Below are 21,260 nucleotides of genomic sequence, written 5' to 3' on the forward strand. Positions count from 1 at the left end.
AACGCAAAAAAAAACAATTTATTGCACCTCAATTGGCATCATAGCAAACTATGTCGAGAATCTTGACGTAGTTCACAAGCGTTGAAGAAGAAAACAACAGGCACTATTTGTTCAATGCTACTCGTCCGAGATCCCAAATTGGCAGGAAAATACCCAAAGCTAAAATCAAGACCATCACACCGAGCGAGACAATTAAGATAGGTTCGATATTCGCCGATAAGGTTTTTAGTTCATATTCGACTTCACCCTCATACATCATCCCGATTTCATCCATTAACTCATCCAGTGCACCAGTCTCTTCGCCCACGGCGATCATTTGCAATACCACCGGCGTAAAAACATGGGTCGCAGTTGCGGTGCGCAAAATACTGTCACCGCGTTCAACACCATCACGCATTTGCTCTACATGACTAGCAATAAAACTATTATCGACCGTGCTGGCGACTACCGTCAAAGCTTGCACGATGGGCACGCCGCTCTTACTAGAGAGTGCAAAACTACGAGCGAAACGCGCCAAAGTCGCCTTGAGGACGATGCGACCAAAAATCGGGAATTGCAAGATCTGTCTATCCCACCAAAACCGGCCATCGCGGGTCGCCAAAAAGCTCTTAAATGCAAAAGTAGCGGCAATACTTGCGCCGAGCAAGATCAGATAATAGTCCACAAAAAATGCAGACATCCCCAGTAAAAAACGCGTCATCAAAGGCAATTCAGCATGAAAGCTGGCGAACACTTTGGCAAAAGCTGGAATCACAAAAATATTAATCACGACGATCGCAATCACCATCACGATCATGACGAACATGGGATATCGCAGAGCAGTTTTAACGCGATTACGCATATCGCGCTCAAATTCCAAATGCTCCGACAAGCGTAGAAAAATCATATCTAAGCGTCCCGTCATTTCGCCTACTTTGACCATGCTGACGAAAAACAGAGAGAACACATTCGGGTGTCGACGCATCGCAGTGGACAGTTCACGCCCAGAATCCAGGGATTCTCGCAAATCTCGAATCACGCTACGAAAAGCATGACTGACGGCGGACTCTTGTAAGCCAGCTAAACCACGCATAATAGGCACACCGGCACGAATCAGTGTGTGCAATTGGCGACTGAACAACTGCACATCGAGCGCCTGAACTTTCTTCTCCCAGATTCGCTGCCACCAGTTGAGTTCACGATTGCCAGCAACTCCCTTGGTTAACTCGATTTGTACAGGTGAAACGCCCAAATTAAACAATTGACGAGCAACGGCGTCACGATCAGCACTCTCGACCACACCTTCGATCAACTCCCCCTGAGAATTTCTGGCTTTATAGGCAAAAAATGGCATAGCTCACCTATTCGTCAATTTGATTACTGATACGCATGGCCTCGCTCACTGTTGTCACACCGTTCAACACTAAGTCAATCGCATATTTACGCAAAGTTTTCCCGCCCATCTGACGCTTAGCTACATCCATAAAATACGCGTTGTCTTCGCTATGCGCCGCATCAACTACCGCTTTCGTCATTTCTAATAACTCATACACACCAATACGACCGCGGTAGCCTGTACCGTTGCAATGCCCACAACCGCGACCAATATGATATTGATGTTGATCAACCGTGTCGTGCATATCCAAACTGAGCCATTCATGCTCAGTCGTCGTGAGCGTATGGGGAACGCGGCAACTCTCACAAACGACTCTGACCAAGCGTTGCGCCAAGACCGCCTGTAGAGAACTCCCCATCATATAGCGTGGCACGCCCATGTCTAACAGCCGTATCGGTGTACTGGTCGCATCATTTGTATGTAAAGTGGATAACACTAAGTGACCAGTCATCGCGGCACGCATACCAATTTGTGCGGTTTCTTGATCACGCATTTCACCCAGCAAAAGAATATCGGGATCTTGTCGTAAAGCTGATCGCAATACGCGGGCAAAACTTAATTCAATTTTTTCATTCACCTGCACCTGATTAATACCCGGCAAGCGATACTCGACCGGATCTTCAACCGTAATTAATTTACGGTCTTCACGATTAAGCTCAGCCAAAGCACCATATAAAGTCGTGGTTTTACCGCTACCAGTTGGTCCAGTCACCAACACCAAGCCATTCGGACGTTGAATAATCGAGCGGAAACGCTCCAACATCTCAGCCGGCATACCGATTTTGTCAAGATTGAGAATGCCGCCACTTTGATTCAGCAAACGCATGACGATGGATTCACCGTATTGGGTCGGCATCGTCGAAATACGCACGTCAATCTGCTGCTGACGTACTTTAATAATAAAACGACCATCTTGCGGCAATCGCTTTTCTGAAATATCCAACTCAGAAATCAATTTCAAACGCAACGCCAAAGCACCTGCAATTCGCATATCGGCTTCGGTTTGCAGATGGAGCATGCCATCGATACGGAAACGAATTTGTAAACGCTTCTCTTGTGGTTCTATATGAATATCCGATGCCCTAACTTGGGTTGCATCATCAAACACAGATTGCAATAGTTTTACTACGGGCGCGTCTTCAGCACCAGCGGCACTCACCAAAGCGCCGAAATCCACATTGGCGTCGGTCAATTCTTGTTCTAACTCACGCGCCAAATCGGTAATTGCCTCGGTGTGGCGATACAAATTATCGATCGCTGCCAGCAAGTCATTTTCATTCACGACCGCCAGATGAATCGCACTTTTGAGTATGCGACTAATTTCATCATAGGCAAACAAATCGGTAGGATCGACCATTGCCACCAAATACCCCGCATCACGCTGCTCCAGCACGATAGCGCGAAAGCGACGTGCCTGCAATTCTGGCAGCTTTCTCACAATATCCGGCTTAATGTTGTACTGCTTCAAATTCACAAAACTAATATTTAATTGTTTTGCCATCGCCTCAGAAATTTGATCTTCTGTCACAAAGCGATTTTCTACAAACAGACGACCTAATTTACGTCCAGTACGCTTTTGTTCAGCCAAAGCAAATTGCAACTGCTCTTCGGTCATGAGCTTTTGCTGCAATAAGATTTCACCTAAACGAATTTTTTCTGGTCGTGCCATGCCTGATCCTTATTTTTTTGTTTTTCGACTGTGCTTCTCGACCTTGCTTCTCGAAAACTCATATTCATCGCGAAATGTCGGTCATTTTTCTATACCACGTACAACGATTGCGTAAAGACAATCTGAACGCCAGATCACAGTGTCAACCTATTTGCTCAAATATGCAATTTTCTAGGGCTAGTTTCCCTCTTTCACGTGCACTTGCTTAGATTTTGTGCAAACCTATGTAAATCTCGGCAAACCACTGCAAACCACCACTAGCTTGCAGCACAAACTGTTGTGAATTGATTCTCTGTGCTAGTCTTACACACTTATTCTGTCGCGCTCGCTGATTTCGGCAAGTGCTGACGCCTGTCTTGATTCTATGGGAAAAGTACATGTTTTCAAAAGTCCATGAGGTTGCAAAACAACTGAACCGCGTCATTATTGGAAAAGAGCGCCAAATTCAACAAGCGCTGGTTTGCCTCTTAGGTGGTGGACATTTATTAATAGAAGATGTTCCCGGCGTTGGTAAAACCACCTTGGCACATGCATTAGCGATTTCACTGGGCTTACAATTTAATCGCCTTCAATTCACCTCTGACTTATTGCCGACCGACGTTATCGGCGTTTCTATTTTTGAACGGGACAAGAGTCAATTCATCTTTCATCCGGGACCGATCTTTACCCAAGTCTTGCTGGCGGACGAAATCAACCGTGCGACTCCTAAAACACAATCGGCATTGCTAGAAGCAATGGAGGAACAACAGGTCAGCGCAGAAGGTCAAACCCGACAATTGCCAGACGCTTTCTTCGTTATCGCAACACAAAATCCCACACATCAAGTCGGCACGTTTCCTCTGCCAGAGTCACAGTTGGATCGATTTTTAATGTGTTTATCGCTCGGCTATCCCGATGCTGCAGCCGAACGCGCACTGCTCATGGGCGAAGATAGACGCAGCTTATTGAAAAGCCTCAACGCCATCATGCATGCCGACGAATTATTACAGGCTCAAGCGCTCGTCAGACAGATTCATGCGTCACCAGCTTTAATCGACTACATACAACGCTTGGCACAAAGCACACGTGAATCTGGACTATTCGCTGAAGGCATGAGCCCGCGCGCTTCCATAGCTTTATTGCAGGCAGCCCGTGCCTGGGCCGCATTGGAAGGCCGCGACCATGCGCTGCCTGAAGATGTACAAGCCGTATTAGTACCCGTGGTTGCACATCGCTTACGCCCAATCAAAGCGGTCAACAGCAAAACCAATGCGAGTGCTGACCTACTCAGCCAACTCATGCTAAAGATCGCAGTTTAACAATTCAAATGCACTAAGCCACATTACGCAGTATTAAGCCACATCACGCCAATCTTTCAACACCGATCTTCGACTCAAAGACATGCATCCTGCTAAGTTTTATTTTCCTCAATCCACACCACCATTCAGCAGGTAGCAAATGACTATGCGGCAGAAACTGAGAAGCCTGATAAAACGTATCGTGTTACTGGAAAAGTCTCCTGAAGCGGGGGAAGTGGTCCTCAAACAGAGACGCGTTTTTACCTTGCCGAATCAACCTGGCTTGGTCTATGCAGGTATGTTGATCGTGTTGTTATTAACCTCAACCAATTACAATCTAAATCTTGGTTTTGGCATGACGTACTTATTGGCGGGCTTGGCTGCCGTGAATGCCTTGTTTACTTTTCGTAATCTCGCTTATCTGCGTTTACGGGCTGCACAAGGCGACAGCATTTTCGCTGGCGAGGTAGCAGAATTTCCTATCTCTATCCACAACCCCCAGCTGCTCAATCGTTACGCCATCCATGTAGGTTTTCTTCATAAACAAGCGATTGAGCAAATCGTTGATCTCGCTGGCGAATCTAGCATCACAATCAAATTACGAACACTCAGCCAGCAACGCGGCTATCTGCCGTGTCCAAGAATTCGCCTGCAAACTGGATTCCCTTTAGGTCTGCTACGTGCCTGGAGCACGTGGCTGCCTGCTAGTCAGATTCTGGTCTATCCCGCACCAGAATTAAATCCACCGCCATTGCCATTTGGCATAGATAGCCATGGTAGCAATACCCAAAGCAGTGGTCATGAGGACTTTGCTGGCGTACGCAGTTATCAATCAGGCGACCCCTTAAAACATTTATCATGGAAACATATTGCCAGAGTCGATCTCGATGCAGGTGGCAACTTGGTATCGAAACAGTTCGCGGGTGCCAGTAGTGGCGAAATTTATTTGGATTTTTCTGCGCTCTCGCCGCAACTCGATTTAGAACAACGAATCTCCAGAATGACCAGTTGGGTATTAGAAGCAGAGCGCTTGCAGCTCGATTACGGTTTTAGACTGGCAACGTTCAACTTAGCACCAGCGCAAGGCGAAACGCATTGCCAGGCATGTTTAAGTGCATTGGCGCTTTATGATTTGCCAGTCGAGAAAACGGGGCATAGCCATGCTTAACAATGTCTATCAACGCATACCCTCGTTTCAGCTATCAAAGATGAGTAGCGACAAACGAAATACTTTATTACTCGTCTTGTCTTGTCTATTAGTGCTATCCACACATGTCGGCAATTTGTTCTTATGGATTAGTCTTAGTTCAGCGGGCCTGATGTTGTGGCGTTCTTGGCTCACGCTACGAGGCTTACAATTACCCTCACGCTGGCTATTACTACCCATCTCACTGGCTCTAATGGCAGGTATTTTCTGGCAATTTCGCAGTTTCTTTGGGCGAGAAACCGGTGTCGCCATGCTGGCAATCTTACTATCCTGCAAAATGTTGGAAATGCACGCCAAACGCGATTTGTTTGTGATTCTGTTTCTCGGCTTTTTTCTATTAGTAACCAGCTTCTTCGAGTCACAAAGCTTGGGGCGTGCTGTGCATGTCAGCTTCGCAGTTTTCACGCTCTTGTTGGCGCAATTAACTTTTCAATTTCACGATCATCTGCCCAGACTGTGGCAACGCGCTAAATTGCTGCTAGTGATGTTAAGCATCACCCTCCCCTTAACTGTGCTGGGATTCTTCCTATTTCCACGTATTCAAGGCCCCTTATGGGGATTGCCAAACGATGCCGACGTCGCTCGCAGTGGCTTATCTGATTCCATGTCACCGGGAAATATCAGCAAATTAGCGATGTCGGAGGAATTGGTATTCCGAGTAAAATTTTTGGATAGAACGCCAGAAAAATCCGAGCTTTACTGGCGCGCCATCATACTCAATCAATTTGATGGACGGCGCTGGTCACAGTCAAGCAATAAACATAATATGCGCGTGGGAGAGACACGCGATCTGGTCGTCTTTGGCAATCCCCTTAGCCAAGAAATTACCTTAGAACCCAGCAATTCCCATTTTCTATTTGGGGTTGATAGCGTTCTAAATGCACCGCAAATTGACGCCACATCGACCGCGATTAGTCTTGATGGAGAACTCTTTAGCACGAACAATATTAACAATCGAATCCGCTACCAAGTCGTGTCGTATCCCGATTACCGCCTAGACCAGCATGCTAGCGCACAGCTACTTAGGCAGAATCTCAGATTACCCGCCAATCTAAATCCGCGCACACTCAGCTTTGCTGAAGAAATTCAAAGACAATATCCTAGTCAACAAGCACAAGTTAATGCTGTACTCAATTTTTTCAGAACCGAGAATTTCTTTTATACGCTAGAACCACCACTACTTGGCCGCCATAGCGTCGATGACTTTCTCTTCAATACCCGATCCGGTTTTTGTGAACATTATTCCAGTGCCTTTGTGGTGCTGATGCGTGCCATGGGCATCCCTGCCCGCGTGGTCACCGGCTATCAGGGCGGCACGCGCAACACACAGGATAATTTCTATGAAATAAGGCAATCGGACGCACACGCTTGGGCTGAAATTTGGGTCGCTGATCGTGGTTGGGTCAGAGTTGACCCAACCGCAGCGGTCGCACCAGAACGTATCCTCAAAAATTTGCAAGCCACGCAACAAAATAAGGGATTTGCTGGATTAGTGACTTCCTTGATGAAAGAAAACGCCTGGAGCAAAGAACTTGCCATGCACTGGAGCGCTTTAAATAACGCATGGAATCAATGGGTACTCAATTACAATCAAACACAACAAAGCAAATTACTCGACAGCTTGGGCCTGAATGGCGTCGATTGGGGTAAAGCATTAATGACGATATTTGCGGTAGGGCTGATTATCATTGCCGCGTTGGCGATTCCCTTACTCCCTAAATCTAAAAAATTATTACCCCATGACAGCCTCTACCTGCGTCTTTGCGCTACACTCTCCAAGCAGGGTCTGCCACGTGCAATCCACGAAGGCCCCAGCACTTATTTACAGAACCTAAAAAAACAAGTCGATCAAGAACGATTTCTGAAGATACAAGAATTTATTCTGCTTTATACAGACATCCGTTATGGAAAAAATCCCGACGCCAATTCACAGCATCAAGCTGAACAAAGAACAAAAATTCAGCGTATGCGTAACTTACTAAAACTCATTTAACCTGACAGAATTATCTTGAAGATTTCTCATCGCATATTATCCTCTACACTATCCACTGCCCTTACTGTCAGCGCATCAGCGATCGCCGCACTCAGTTGCAGCGCCATCGCCATAGTAAGTTTAAGTAACGAGGCATACGCTCACCTGGAAAAAGACAACAGCAAAACCCAGCACTCAAAAATAGCAAAAAAACTAAATAAATCAAATAAATCAAATAAATCAAATAAATCAAATAAATCAAATAAATCAAATAAATCAAATAAATCAAATAAATCAAATAAGAGCGCCCAGCAAGCAATAGCAAAATCAAGCACGATCAAAACCAATGATGTGCGCTATCTTGAATGGCAAGAAGTTCAAGCGTTTATCGCGCAGATGCAAACACAGCACCAATTTGACGCAACTCGCCTGCAACAAATATTTGAAAATGCCCGCTACGTAGAGACCGCCATTCAACTAGTCAAACCTGCGCCACCAGGTAAGCCTAAGAATTGGAAAGCCTATCGCGCTCGCTTTGTTGAGAATGGTCGCATCGCTGCAGGTATCGCGTTTTGGGATCGCAATCTTGAAACCTTAAATCGGGCAGAAAATGTCTATGGCGTGCCTGCCGAAATTATCGTTGGTTTAATCGGCGTTGAAACCATCTACGGCAAGAACACAGGAAGTTTTCGTGCTCTCGATGCGCTAACCACGCTGGCTTTTTCCTATCCAGACATTCCGAATCGCGAAGGACGTATGGTCTTTTTTAAGAACGAGCTAGCGCAATTACTGTTATGGAGTCGCGAAACCAATACCGATATTTTTTCTATAAAAGCATCGTATGCCGGAGCGATAGGCTTATCGCAATTCATGCCCAGCAGCTTACGACAATTTGCGGTTGACTTCGACGCTGACAATAAAATTGACTTGAAAGAATCAGAAGCAGATGCCATCGGCAGCGTTGCCAACTATCTCGCCAAACATGGTTGGCAAAAAGGATGGCCTTATGCTTTTCCTGCGACTTTGCTCAATCAGGACGCAACATCTGTCCAATTAAATGAAGTGCTGGGTCGCGGCTTAAAAGCTAGCTATACATTAAATGAGTTAAAACCCTTAGTCAGCACCGCTGACGAACAAGCACCCAAGAATATTTCTTACGGCTTAATCGATTTACAAAATGCCGAAGACCCTACTGAATACTGGTTGGCGACGGAGAATTTCTTTGCCATCACCAAATATAATCGCAGCTATTTTTATGCGATGTCGGTCATTGATTTAGGCAAAGTCATCGCCCTCGCCCGTAAGAAAGAATAAAGTGGATTGTTTCACTACGATGAACTTAATTTCTACTGAAGTTAAAGTCGCGTAGATTCGTCACGAAAATTGATCACGCATTTACCGGCGACTAAATTAAATAAAATTAAACAAAATTAGGCTGACTCAGAAATTTCACTCTCCATATGATTGAGAGCGAAATTTCTGATTGCTGTCATACCGATTTCATCCTCATTACACAGCTTCTGAAGTAGCGACAACAATTTCTACACCATTACTTTTCCAATACTCATTATTAAATGAAGCATAGACGATTTCTATCTTCAAATGATGCTTATTCCATTCATCCCTAAATTTTTGTGCCGTCGCTGGATCTGCGATAGTGAGTGCCGCCAGACTCTCGCCAGGTCTGATTTTACGACCGATCAAAGTCGCACTTTTCCAGTGCAGATTGTCATCGCTACCAATCATCAACTCTAAAGCCATTTGCATATCGGCCAAGACATTTCCTTCGCAATCAATGGATACTTTCTTGATGATGGCATCACCCGTTCCACGGTTACGAATAATCCATTGCAAGCCATCTGCTTGTTCTTCAATGCTCCACACCACAATCGGGAATCCTATCGCATGTCTAGCCGGCATTGCACGCTGACGGCTAGGAAGCTTACCAAGCGCACGCAAATAACGATAACCAAGTACTGCAGCAACAAAAAACACTATCACAACCACAAACAGAGGTTTATTACCCGCCCTGACACTGGCCATATCCGGACTAAACACAAGTAACAGGCCAGAAACGAATAGCAATGGTGCGATCAATAGGGTCAAGATCCACAACCAATACTTGAAAACCAATTCACGCACTTTACAGAACCGGTAATACAAAATACCAATTGCTACTCCCACCAGTATCAAGCAAAAACTAATCAATAATAAAAACCATCGATATACACAGGCGAATTTTTCAATCGGACCCGCAATACTGTCGCCGATCTCTTCGTTACTATAATTTCGCAATAAACAATTGGCCATTTGGGCAGACATCAAACACGAATCTATCGTATTGACAGGGGAAATTCCCAAATTATCAAAAGAAGGAGCCCAGAAAGCAATTCCGCCAAAATTATCTCTGGCATACACAATATCGTCTTCCAACTGTTGCCAGTTACGATTATCGAAATGTAAGACGGGTAAAATATTACGCAAAAATTGTGCGCGCTCCGCTCCATGCAAACTTGTTTCGTCCTCAACATCCAAACGCAATTGTTTTTTCGCATCCGAGCTTGGCTCTTCCATCAACACTAAAATATACTCATCAATAACGCTGGGATGCGCTCTATCGTCGGCCTCACTTAAAGCTCTTTTCTTGCGTAATTTGACCAAATTTTTCAAACTAAATGCACTGTTTTTTCGTTCATCTTTAGCGGAAAGCAGCGATTGAGGAACGACAATATTGATCCACACCTCTTCGTTCTCTAACTCCTTACGAAGATTTAGATAAAATTCGTTGAAAAGAGAAGCAGAATCCGCATCGCTCGGGTAATTGGGGAAATACAAACTCACACCATCACCGCGTGTGGGGCGCTTGGAAATGCCAAAACTCACAAGGGGCTTTGCTTGCGCTAATAAGTGATCCAATGGTTCACGCAGTAACAAGCGAATATTTGTGGCAATCTTTTTAAATACCGCTTTCTTATTCTCACGCGAATAGGATTTCCAATCTTTATCCCAATCATTTTTCTCAATTAACCAATCAACTTTAGAGTTATGTTGTCTTGCCGTCCGAATAAATTGATTGGCGTGACTACTACCATCATAAATATCAAATTGCTGTTCACCCAACTGAAAATCGCCAACGCTATTCACAGATAAACCGTAGTAAGCGATCCGATTCATGACACGAAAATTCATCGCCTGTGTTGTTGTCTTGTTTTTCCAATAGGGATAAAAACCATACACGACCCCAGGTAAATTATCTAAAGCGCAGCCACAGTCCGCACCACTCAATTGAATATTAGCGATCAGCTCTGGCATTTTCTTACGGGCGGCACTCTCTACCAGTACGCTGAAATAATGAATGTAAATATCACGCACCAGATCCTGCACAATTTTTCTTTGCGTATCGTCGCAACTTGTGAGCGCATTACGATACTTGCTCAGCTGTGCAAAGATATCTTCCAGATTAATTTGTTTCAGGCTTCCATCCGCAGGCATTTGTAAGGTCAAGGCAGACAAGTCTTTTTGCAATAAGATGAACTCTTCCTCGCGCATACGTAATTTCTTCACATACTCATTATTGCTAGGCGAATTGAGCTTACAGGCACCAACACCAAATGCTATTTTAGAAATTGCGGCGCTTCTAAATAATTCTACTTCGGCATAATCCACATCTTGAATCTCGCTCAACAGGCGCCCAATAATTTCCGGAATTCCTTCATTTTGGATATTCGACTTCAACTCTTTTTTGATATTGTCGATAGCTTGCGCGCTCAAATGCACGTTATCAAACACTTTTGTCGCGGCGGCCAATTGACTTACCTCTGATGCCGACAAAAATAAGACATCCGCATTTGCTTTGTCCTCAATAAATGTATCGAACGCAGTGCGCGTTTTGAAATAGGTGCCCACATATTTCTTCAATTCTTCAAGCGCGTCGGCTGGCAATCGCTGCTCTTTTCTGAGATTCACCAATGCGGACTCACTGATTAAGAATCCATCAAATTCACGCTCTTGCCTTAAGATCAGTGGCCATAGCAAGTTCATGACATGAACGTGATGACCAGTCGCTTGTGCCACCGCTACTTGCAAAGCCTCATCTGAGGTGAACTCTTTATCCTTAAGTTTACTTAAGCGCGCAATTAACTGATCCTTTCCTACTAAAACATCAATATCATCACGACTTAAACTATAGGTAAAATTCCCGCTATCTTTCATGAGTGCATTTGATTTAGGACGCAAAGGCGCACGACGCCCTTCCCTGAATCGATTCACTAAAGCAATCAGCTCGTTATCTTTTCCTTGTCGACGTATTTGAAAATCTGCATTTTTAATTTTCGCCGCCTGAGCTTCATCCCACTGATCAAATTCACGACTCAATAAAATTCTTATTTCATCAGGATGGCGCTGAGCAAACTGGCTAATACGATCAATATTGGCAGGAAAATTATTCGCATAATCGCCTTCTGCCAATATCTTGAAGTTATACGAAAATCGCTGTAGCCAATGCAAAGTGATCGGTCCCACAATGCCGTCATTTAAGGGTTCATGTACCAAGGCATAATCATGTTGCCAGTCCGGTAAATCTTGATACAAGCTCTGCAACTGCTTCTGCATCCTTAATACGGTAACCTTACTCAACCCGGCAAAATCTGCTTGCTTGATATTGCGATTGTAAGCAACGACTGTAAAGGCAGAGCTATCGCTTCTCTTCGGAGCACTGCTTTTCTGATTACCAGCACTAGCCGTCGTGAGCTTATTGCCATCGATATTCACTTGCGCAGACACTTGGCAGGTCAAGACTTGGCTCGCCAATACCAAGCCAGCGAAGAACCCAAGCTTTGCGCGTTGTCGCCAGGACGTAGCTTGGACTAGTATGCCCAGTACAAATTGAGAGTTATCTTTCACAATGTTTTCCCATCCTTCATTAATTCTCTACCGATACCCGCAATTAAATCTTCTTGACTAAGGTATTCCCTTTGATTTCTCACCGCACGTATCGCCGCATAACGTGCGACGTTGAGCAAAGCGCCACCAGATAATTCATAAGTTTCTGAAATGCTTTGAAAATCGACATCCGGGCCAATTCTTTCTGATTGCATGAACATCCCACGCCACAATCGCTGCCTTTGCACCGGATCAGGCATCGCAAAATAAACCTCGCTTTGAAAACGCCTGGCAAACGCAGTATCAATATTCGCTTTCAAATTTGTCGCGAGAATTACTACACCAGGAAAATCTTCAACTCGTTGTAATAAGTAAGAAATTTCTTGATTCGCGTGGCGATCATTTGAACTACTGGTCTGCGTTCGTTTTCCAAACAAAGCATCGGCTTCATCAAAAAAAAGTATCCAATTTTTGCTCTGCGCCTGATCAAAAACACCGGCCAAATTTTTCTCAGTTTCACCGATATACTTTGAAACCAGCATAGACAAATCTATCCTGTACACATCACGACCAACCGCCTTCCCTATCAAACTCGCAGTCAAGGTTTTGCCAGTGCCTGGCGGGCCATAAAACAAGCTTCGGTATCCAGGTTTGACGGATTTATCTAGTCCCCAATCTTTCATCCATTGCGGAGGTCGCTGAAGCCAGGTCACAATATTCTGAACTTCATCCATGACTTCTGGATTAAGCACCAAGTTTTCCCAGGCCAATTGCGTCTTCATCAGCTTGGCTGGAAAGTGCGTATTGAAATCAGGCTTGTGTATTTCGCCATCGCTCAATCTCTGTAAATATTCATTACTCAAACTTAAAGCGGCACTAAAAAATGGTTCGCCAGCAGATTGATGATCCAATTTCAATATCCCAGCATGCGCAAAAAAATGGTTGTCTTGAAATAACTCCAACACCCGAAAACGTCGGCTCAAATCAGTTCCTGCAAGAATAAAAGCGGCGGTCTCACAGCTAGGCAAAAAACCCATATGGTTTTTTCCGCGATAACCACCGATTTCACTGTACGGCCTGGCCAACACAGAATTTTGCAACATGAACATATCCAAAACTTGTGGACGTAAATGGGGAATAAACGCCAACATCAAAATTATTCGTTCAGAAAAATCCATGTGATATTCGCGAACGATATTTGCGTAAGGTGCATCAAAGCCACCGATATCTGGTGCTGGGCATATCTCTTCTATATCTAGCGCGACGTTCTGCGTGTCACTATCCTGTTTGAAATAAAGATCAAATCGTGCTTCACACACTTGTGCAAACCATTTTATTTCAAGTTCTAAACATTCGCTGTTAGCGTGCTTGACTTCCATTATTTTCTTTCAATTCAGCGGACTTTATATTTATCAAAAATTAGCGCCAGTTCACATGCAGAGCGGCATCCATCCAAGGAAATCTGATTAACGCAAAACTCCACGGCAATTGATCTAGCAACATATCAAACGTAGACTGAGTTATCGTTAATTGCCAAGCGTCCTCTTGCTTAAACAACTTCCCTTCACGCTGGAAAAAAGTTTGCTGCAATCCTTCGATAGACGTATTCCCTAAGGTTTTCCAGTGGCCAATTACTCCCTGTAACATTTGCGCTATCACTTCAATTTCATGGTCTGTCATCACGATTGAGCGCACAATCGGCTTACCACCATGAATCCCGCAAAGCAGCTTATTCAGCGATAACTGATACTCAGGAGTTTCTACTTTTCCATTCACGATATACTGCAGTAGATGTACCGCACGTTCTGCAGCGTTATCATCAATAAATTGCCCTTCTTTGGTCAGTTCAAAGATAGAAAAAAGCCTTTGTATATATGGCGCGACCAAGACCAGTCCAGCGTTATTAATATATGCGCTAGTGGAAAATTTCATTTCCTCACTTTGAGAATTCGCTGGCATTTCTGGTTTCCCATCAACTTTGAATAGATCTTGCGGAGAGCTCACGATTGCATCAAGTTTCTCAGTAGGGTTCGAAAATGACATCACAGCATCCTTCACATCCTTATACTCAGTGCGTTCTATGCAAGCTCGCATTTGTCGCAACCAAAGGTCGGGTGAAGCTTGCTGGTGCAATACAGCTAATTTTTTTATCAGATTTGTTTTAAACTCTGTCAGATTTTGCGGACGTGGCGTGACGAATGCTGAGGCAAAAATTAACTGCCAAGTCGAGACCTGATCCAGACCTAAGCTCACGTCTAATTCTGTTTTGATTTCTTCCAAGAAGGTGGGAATGTATCTGCATAAAGTAGGGTTTAAATAGGCCAACAAGCAAGACAGTTGTGGATAGCCCAAACGTTCATTGATTTGCTCATTGATTTGCTCATTGATTGACGCATTGATTTGCTCACTGATTGGCGCATTGATTTGCTCACTGATTTGTCCGTCGTCTACATCACCAAGTCGTGAACTAAATTGCGCTATCACCGTTGGTGTACTCAATGCACTTTCCAAACTTCCCTGCAAGCACTCAACAGGGATTTCATACAACTGCTGCAATCGCAAAGCAAGTAGTAACTTCTCACCCTCAGTAAGCGGAGTAGTTCTTTGCAGTAAAAAGGCAATTTGATTTTCTCTGGCAGCATTCAAAGTATCCAGCGATACTTGGTCATTCTCGACAAATGCAGTGTTTAGTGCGCCAATTTCTTGCGCAATATCGTCGAAGATCTCTGTTTCGTTTATGTTCTTCTCTGCTACTTTGATTTGATAAATTTCGTCCGGCGCCCCTGGTTTAACATGCTCAATCAAAAAACCTAATCCTATGATCAGTGCATGTACAACACCAAGGTTTTGCTTGCCATCAGCAATACGTAAGAAACCACTAAGATCACCTTCTAGGGATTTTGGGCTCAACGAATTTTGGCTACCTTCATCGCTACTTTCATCCCCAAGTTCACTGCTACGTTCATCAAGCGGTGCTGAGGTCATTGATGCTAAATCGCGCATCACAACTTGCCAAAATTTTCCCTGTTCAGCAAGCGTATGTCGCCGTAATCGCGCCTGGACAATTCTCATCCACTGTGTGATTGAAATAGGTAAGGAACATAGTTGCTGCAATCTGTCTGACTCACCTGCGGCTGGCAAGATCGAGGTATTATCCGAAGAATTTCGAGAGTTCGTACTTCTTGGTAAATTGTGCTCTGCCAAATTCCCCGGAAAATTCTCCAACAAGGTTTCTGACAAAAAAAGATGCTCCAATAAACCATCTAGTTGCTGTGGATAGTGCTGACATAATTCATGGAGTAATTGCGACTGTATAAAGGATTTGGATTCAAGAGATTGAATATCGACGTAGATCCCCTCCTGATTATAGGCATCGTAAGTATGCACATCAGCTAATATAGACTGCACACATGCTTCGCCAAAAATCCACTCTTGCAAACTCTTGCTCAAATAATTTGCAGATGCTTTATTTAACAGCAAACTAGCTTGTAAGCGCTGCGCGAATCTCAGAAACTCATTCTTAGATATTGATTCTGGCAACAATGCTGAAAGCATCTGTTTCAGAATCGTAACGCCCGTTTTTTCGATGTTGGCACTACTCACCAATAGCTGTAAATTCGCCGAAAAACTCTTGGAGTAAATAAGTTCTTCCGTGCAGTTTAATGGCAAATTCAAATCAAGAATTTTCCAATTATTCCAGACCTCATCCATGAGATGAAAACCAGTCGTCGATAACGATCGAATAAGATCGCGCTTTTGATTTACGTTAAGTTGAATTGACAGCTTGTGCCGCAATTCCTCTCGACCTAGATATCGTCGCGCAGCATCCGCCAATACTTCACCATGACATGCAACAAGCTCATCCCAAATCGAATTGATTGCCGCAAATTCACCACGCAAAAATGCTTGAGCCAATAGGGCTGGCAAGTTAGCGATAACTCGCTCAGATAATGCTGTAGGCTGCAACGCAAAAAGAGGCGCACGCTCTTGGGGTACATCGCGCGTCAATCTAGAACGGCCTAAGATTGTCGCAATCACTGCCTGTGCATTTTTATACTTTGGTTCTTCTACCGCTTTTGGGTTTGTCACACTTGCTGTCACACTTGCTGACTCACTTGCTGACTCACTTGCTGTCACACCTGCTGTCACACCTGCTGTCACATTGTCCTCAACAACCGCAGCGGAGAATACCGATTCATCTTCGATCTTATTTTTTGTTTTTCCTAACGCATCCCAAAAACTCACATCGATTGAAAATTCTTGCTGTGAGATGCTGATGAATTCTTCGCATTCCTGCGCATTTAATTGAGCTAGCAATTGCTGTAGCACAATGGCGAGAAATTGATTTTCCAACTGTGCGTCAACACATATTTGACTCAACTTCTGCAAGAGACTACGCAACGGGTTATCTGCTAGTCGCACCGATAGCCACATACTGATCCAGGTTATGAAAGCAATATTTGATGAGATGGAAGAGAAAAGATCATGCTCGATATTTTGCGTAGCCTGCATAGGCTGCATTGACTTCACAAATAGCGGCAAATTCTCCGGTAAAAGGCTCGCATCAATTGCCACACATTGCTCGACACTTTGCAGAAGAGTACATTCATCAAATATCGCATCAAAATCTATCGTCACTTCCGACAAACATTTTTTTAATACGAGTGCAAGAAAGTGCCGAGGTTCTGATAGACGATTCGCATAGGCTTCACAAGCGGCGAGAAATGACGCCCTATTACCGCCACTATCCTCTGACGATTGCCAATGCTGTATGCAATATAAAATTTGTGCGCTATCTAAAGCCGAAAAATCCGATAAATCTAAATCCAATGCACGTGCGTTTTCTAAGCCTAGTAGCTGGAGAATTTGATGAGCATTTAGTTTTTCTAAATAGATATCTAGTTTCAGCACATTTGCTTTTTGACGCGCGGTTCGAATATCGATTTCTGCCCGTGCCCGCGATGCGACTCCTTCTACATCTTTCACAGCATCCTTCTCGGCATTTTTCCCTGCATCCTTAGATCCACGTGCAGAAAAAATTGCGCCATTTTCAAATGAAATTTTTCTCAATTGACGCGCCAAGTTATTAGCCTGATCAGCCAATAAGATGAGATCCAAGGGGTGATTCGCGGCAAATTCCTGCAGCACCATTTTCATGAGGAGGCATGCATCTTCGCTGAGTGCACACTGCTCTTCAATTGCAGCTCGCATCCAAAGTAACTGTTGACTAGGAATAGATGACGCTTGCTGTTGCCACCAATCGAACCAAATCCATAATTGATCCAAACGTAGAACCAAGTCGAAGATATTGACACGACCTTGTTGCCACTCGTGAAAATTCAATAGCAAGGAATTTGCCTGCATAGAAAAATCGGAATCTACGCGGAGCCCTGTTAAATCATTCGGCTGATCGAGCACTGACGCATCAGTGGAAGCTTCCACGCGCAAATCCGCTGCAGCGCCAATTTCATTGGTAGTTTCAGCGGAGCGCAGGGAATTTTCAAACTTACGTAAAGCATCTACCAACTGAGTCGATTGGTGTTGTGACTCAAACCCTTTCAGGCTAGCGGCTAAAAATTGCATCCGAATTTCATCCCACTTAATTTTCTGTTGGTCGTCTGGGATATTTAAGCTAGTGTGATCATTATTACCAAGAACACTACCATCAACGTCATCAACCTCATCAACGTCATCAACCTCATCAAAAATTAGCGCGTCGAAAATTTTCGGCACAGTCAAGGAAAGCTGCGAGCGCGTAAATAATAATGACAAAAAATTTCTTTTTGCTTGCTGCGATGATCGTAGCTGCTGAAGTTGCGGTGATTGCTGTTGTTGCAGCCAAGGTTCAAACCCTGCTTCTGGCGTTGACTCAAGTTGAGCTATACTTTCGGAATCAGGTTTTGGTACTTGCGATAACACGCCTGTCGAATCACTTGTTGAGTCGCTTGCAGAATCACTTATCGAGTCACTTGTCGAGTCTCTGGTTAACTCTTTCGCGGAGCCTCGACTTGCCTCTCTCAGGCTATAGGCGAGAGCATCGAAATAATCGAAATGCTCAATAATTTTCTGCAAAAGTGAACTTATTTCTGGCTGCAATTTCGACAAAAAGTCAACGCAGGCGCTTGGGTCTAGTTTGTTCGCAAGCTGTGTTCTATCAAACACTGACAGCTGTTGCCACACGGCGCTTAACTCATCACGCTCTGCCATACAAATAGCGGGCCACATCGTCGTCAAGGTCGTGGAAGAAGTTAATAGATAGCTCAGATAAGCAATACGATCTCTTTGATTCTTAGCGTCAATCGCTAGACTCTTCCGCGCTTGCATAGTCCGCTGTGCAAGATCACTCTCTTGATTGGATGGTGCAGATTCTTCTGCAGAAAATTTTTCGGACGCATGCTTCACTTCACTGGTCGCGGATGTGAAATTCGTCTGCAAGTTTTCAAACACCAATGCACTCATTTGCGGTAATGCTGCGACCTGAGCAAGTAAGTGTTCAACTCTGACAGAATCAACAGAATTACTGAGCAATACAGGAAAAAAACTGTGCCAAAGGTCAATTTTCCCTTGCGCTGTCATTTTATTTTCAAGAGATTGCAGGAAGCTTGCTGCCTCGTATTGCACTACAAAACTAATTGACTTTAAGACGTTTGGAGGTAGTAAGTTTAGCCATCGCCGCCAAGCCTGTACGCGCACACGCTTAAACAAATCAGGGGCTTCTTGTAAAGTCGTTTGACAACTAGACACTAAAAATTCGCGATCATCACTCAGCAAACCTCGCAATAGCTGGGTGTCACGGGCAGACTCAGCCCCTTCAACGGCGCTCGGTCTATCAGCAAAAGTCGGAACAGCATTTACTTCTGCTTCAGTTTTTTTATGCAGAGCTTGAATGTGCAGCGTATCTGCTATGGACGAATTCTCTTGCAAGGTATTATTTGCCAGAACTGGGCTCACCTCAGTTGCTACATCAGTTGCTACATCAGAGGCGACCTCAGTGGCTACCTCAGGGGAGACCTTAAAGGCAAATTCAGAGACCACCTCGCGTAAGTTTGCGTCTTGTACAGAGTCAACCGCGTTGGCAAACAACACTGGAAGTGCCAACCTCCACAATAGTTCGGATTCTGTCTTGTCTGCACGAACGGTGAACTTTGACACAACGCCAACTGCATATGTTTGCAATACTCCAGCGATAGCCTTTAATAAATTGGTTTCTAGTCGTTCTAGCCAGATTTGCCACGCTGATGCCCGCGCCTCTCGAATCAGGTCAGGATATTTACCAATCGCGGTCTTCCACATTACTGGATCTGAACTGACATCGGTACTTACTAGAAATTTTGTGACACTCAACCGCTCTTGATATTGATCTTGACCTTGCTCCTGCTCTTGCAAGTTGAGTTCATGTGCATGTTTATCTTGATCTGATGCTAGTTGCTTTGCATCCGGCAAACTTGAAATTGTTTGCTCAGATGCTGTTCCACCTTGAATCGACCCTTGTAAACTGCGTGCCAAAGAAGGCACAATTTCTAAAATATGACGTACATTCAATTGTGTTGGCGTGGTGAATAGACATAGGCGCACCATAGGCAGCATCATCTCGCTATCGACTGCATGCTGATGAAAGACTTTATGCATGAACCAACTACAATCTGCTTGAAAAACACAGGCCAAGTCGATCAAGGCTGGCATTGGAAAATTTGCCAGCCATGCATGCGCGTATTCCTTATGGGCGAACAATAAAGTCCCGCCATTCGACAAAAGCCGAGTCCAGTACAACTTTAAGTTTTGATATTCAGCCAAGACCAGAGCTTGGTGAATGCGCCCTAATTCAAAGGCACTAAAATGATTTTCGACATTCAAGGCCTGTAAATTACTTAGCCAATGTTGTGCAAGTTGCTTAGCTGAATTCTGCTCTTCGTTTAGTGAATTTCCATGGCTTTGTATTTGCTCAAAATCACTTATAGACATTCTAGACGAGTCAGTTGCAAGATTTTTCTTTGTCTTTTTCTGCTCTTTTCCGATGAGCTGTTGTTCGTCATCAGTGATCAAATCCAAGTCTTGCTTGATGACGGAAATTTGATTCTTCCAAGTCTGATATAGGGTATTCGATAGCGCGGGTTGCAGTTCTAGCCATTCGAGATAGTAGGTCAACAATGAGTGTATTTCTTGCTGCTTATACTCGGCCCATGCACTTATTATCGAGAATAAATCATGTGACTTCACATGGTGAGGATTGAATATCCATAACCAAAAGTGGTCAGCCTCAAGCTGTTGCTTCGACTGACTTGCCAATTCCAAGCTCGCCCAATCGAGAATTGCGTCAACACTGCGCGCATTCCAAATTGCAAACAATTTCCTCGCGATCAAGAATAACTCCGCATTGCCAAATTGTCGCACCAACCGCTGGCGTACTTGCGTGTCTTCAGTGGCTTTCGATAGGAGGCGAACACCGAGCGCACTCGCCAAAGTTTCGCGCAATAGATAAATATGTGCGTGATCTGCACGATGTAGATGCGACCAATGAACTTCTCCAGTCAACAAGAAATCAAGAAAGTCTTCGCTGTTTTTCTGATTGCTGTGTATTTGTTCATCCGGATTATTTTGTCGCTGCGTTGCTGCCAAATCCAAAGCATCTGCTAGTTGAATGCTGAACTGTTTATGTAATGCGGCCTCGACCTGCGGTTTCGAAAGTGTTCCCAGATCAATTTCTAACGCGTCGATCTTATTCCATTGATCATGCGCAGAATGTTGATCTATCACTTGCTCTAAGATGGGGAGCAATCTTGCTTTTATCCACGCACTCAACTCGACTGTCGTAGTTGGCGTGCCTGCCAAGGACAGATCAAAATCAAGCTTATGAATAAGATTAGGCGCGCGCATGACTC

General features: G+C 44.4%; 9 protein-coding genes. 4 read left to right on the forward strand and 5 right to left on the reverse strand.

All coding sequences use genetic code 11. The features are described 5' to 3' along the window. Positions 1–103: 103 nt before the first annotated feature. Together H8K55_RS16955 and H8K55_RS16960 are read right to left on the reverse strand one after the other, a co-directional pair. On the reverse strand, positions 104–1,333 hold the full coding sequence (locus H8K55_RS16955; protein ID WP_186943251.1) for a type II secretion system F family protein: 1,230 nt from the start codon (positions 1,331–1,333) through the stop codon (positions 104–106). A 7-nt stretch (positions 1,334–1,340) separates the two neighbouring features. Continuing rightward, positions 1,341–3,044 carry a GspE/PulE family protein gene (locus H8K55_RS16960; protein WP_186943252.1) on the reverse strand — a complete coding sequence of 568 codons (1,704 nt, stop codon included), beginning with the start codon at positions 3,042–3,044 and terminating at the stop codon, positions 1,341–1,343. A gap of 377 nt (positions 3,045–3,421) precedes the next feature. Here H8K55_RS16960 and H8K55_RS16965 point away from each other — a divergent pair, with 377 nt between their 5' ends. The 4 genes from H8K55_RS16965 (at position 3,422) to mltB (ending at position 8,814) form a co-directional block, all read left to right on the forward strand. Then, positions 3,422–4,342, forward strand: a complete 921-nt coding sequence (locus tag H8K55_RS16965) for an AAA family ATPase (RefSeq protein WP_186943253.1) — start codon at positions 3,422–3,424, stop codon at positions 4,340–4,342. 145 nt (positions 4,343–4,487) lie between these two features. Continuing rightward, positions 4,488–5,489 (forward strand): DUF58 domain-containing protein, encoded by a 1,002-nt coding sequence (locus tag H8K55_RS16970; protein ID WP_186943254.1) that lies wholly within the window; start codon positions 4,488–4,490, stop codon positions 5,487–5,489. A gap of 40 nt (positions 5,490–5,529) precedes the next feature. Beyond that, positions 5,530–7,521, forward strand: coding sequence for a transglutaminase TgpA family protein (locus H8K55_RS16975; RefSeq protein ID WP_186943255.1), 1,992 nt, complete (start codon positions 5,530–5,532; stop codon positions 7,519–7,521). Between the two features lie 330 nt (positions 7,522–7,851). After that, the gene (gene mltB, locus H8K55_RS16980) at positions 7,852–8,814 is read left to right on the forward strand and encodes a lytic murein transglycosylase B (protein WP_186943256.1); all 963 of its coding nucleotides are present in this window, start codon (positions 7,852–7,854) and stop codon (positions 8,812–8,814) included. A gap of 195 nt (positions 8,815–9,009) precedes the next feature. Here the strand turns inward: mltB and H8K55_RS16985 are convergent, their stop codons facing one another. The 3 genes from H8K55_RS16985 to H8K55_RS16995 are packed head-to-tail and all read right to left on the reverse strand — an operon-like array spanning position 9,010 to position 21,255. Beyond that, entirely contained in the window at positions 9,010–12,402 is a 3,393-nt protein-coding gene (locus H8K55_RS16985) for a hypothetical protein (RefSeq protein WP_186943257.1), read from the reverse strand. After that, positions 12,399–13,760 (reverse strand): ATP-binding protein, encoded by a 1,362-nt coding sequence (locus H8K55_RS16990; protein WP_186943258.1) that lies wholly within the window; start codon positions 13,758–13,760, stop codon positions 12,399–12,401. The genes H8K55_RS16985 and H8K55_RS16990 overlap by 4 nt, the downstream gene beginning before the upstream one ends. A 40-nt stretch (positions 13,761–13,800) precedes the next feature. Next, positions 13,801–21,255, reverse strand: coding sequence for a contractile injection system tape measure protein (locus H8K55_RS16995; protein WP_186943259.1), 7,455 nt, complete (start codon positions 21,253–21,255; stop codon positions 13,801–13,803). Positions 21,256–21,260: the final 5 nt, after the last annotated feature.

It is taken from the genome of Affinundibacterium flavidum (assembly GCF_014284175.1).
GTDB lineage: Bacteria > Pseudomonadota > Gammaproteobacteria > Burkholderiales > Burkholderiaceae_D > Undibacterium > Undibacterium flavidum.

Excerpts from the sequence above, each read along its gene's own strand:
- H8K55_RS16955 (WP_186943251.1), bottom strand. The coding sequence starts at position 1,333 with ATGCCATTTTTTGCCTATAAAGCCAGAAATTCTCAGGGGGAGTTGATC.
- H8K55_RS16990 (WP_186943258.1), bottom strand. The coding sequence starts at position 13,760 with ATGGAAGTCAAGCACGCTAACAGCGAATGTTTAGAACTTGAAATAAAA.
- H8K55_RS16960 (WP_186943252.1), bottom strand. The coding sequence starts at position 3,044 with ATGGCACGACCAGAAAAAATTCGTTTAGGTGAAATCTTATTGCAGCAA.
- H8K55_RS16970 (WP_186943254.1), top strand. The coding sequence starts at position 4,488 with ATGCGGCAGAAACTGAGAAGCCTGATAAAACGTATCGTGTTACTGGAA.
- H8K55_RS16965 (WP_186943253.1), top strand. The coding sequence starts at position 3,422 with ATGTTTTCAAAAGTCCATGAGGTTGCAAAACAACTGAACCGCGTCATT.
- H8K55_RS16995 (WP_186943259.1), bottom strand. The coding sequence starts at position 21,255 with ATGCGCGCGCCTAATCTTATTCATAAGCTTGATTTTGATCTGTCCTTG.
- H8K55_RS16975 (WP_186943255.1), top strand. The coding sequence starts at position 5,530 with ATGAGTAGCGACAAACGAAATACTTTATTACTCGTCTTGTCTTGTCTA.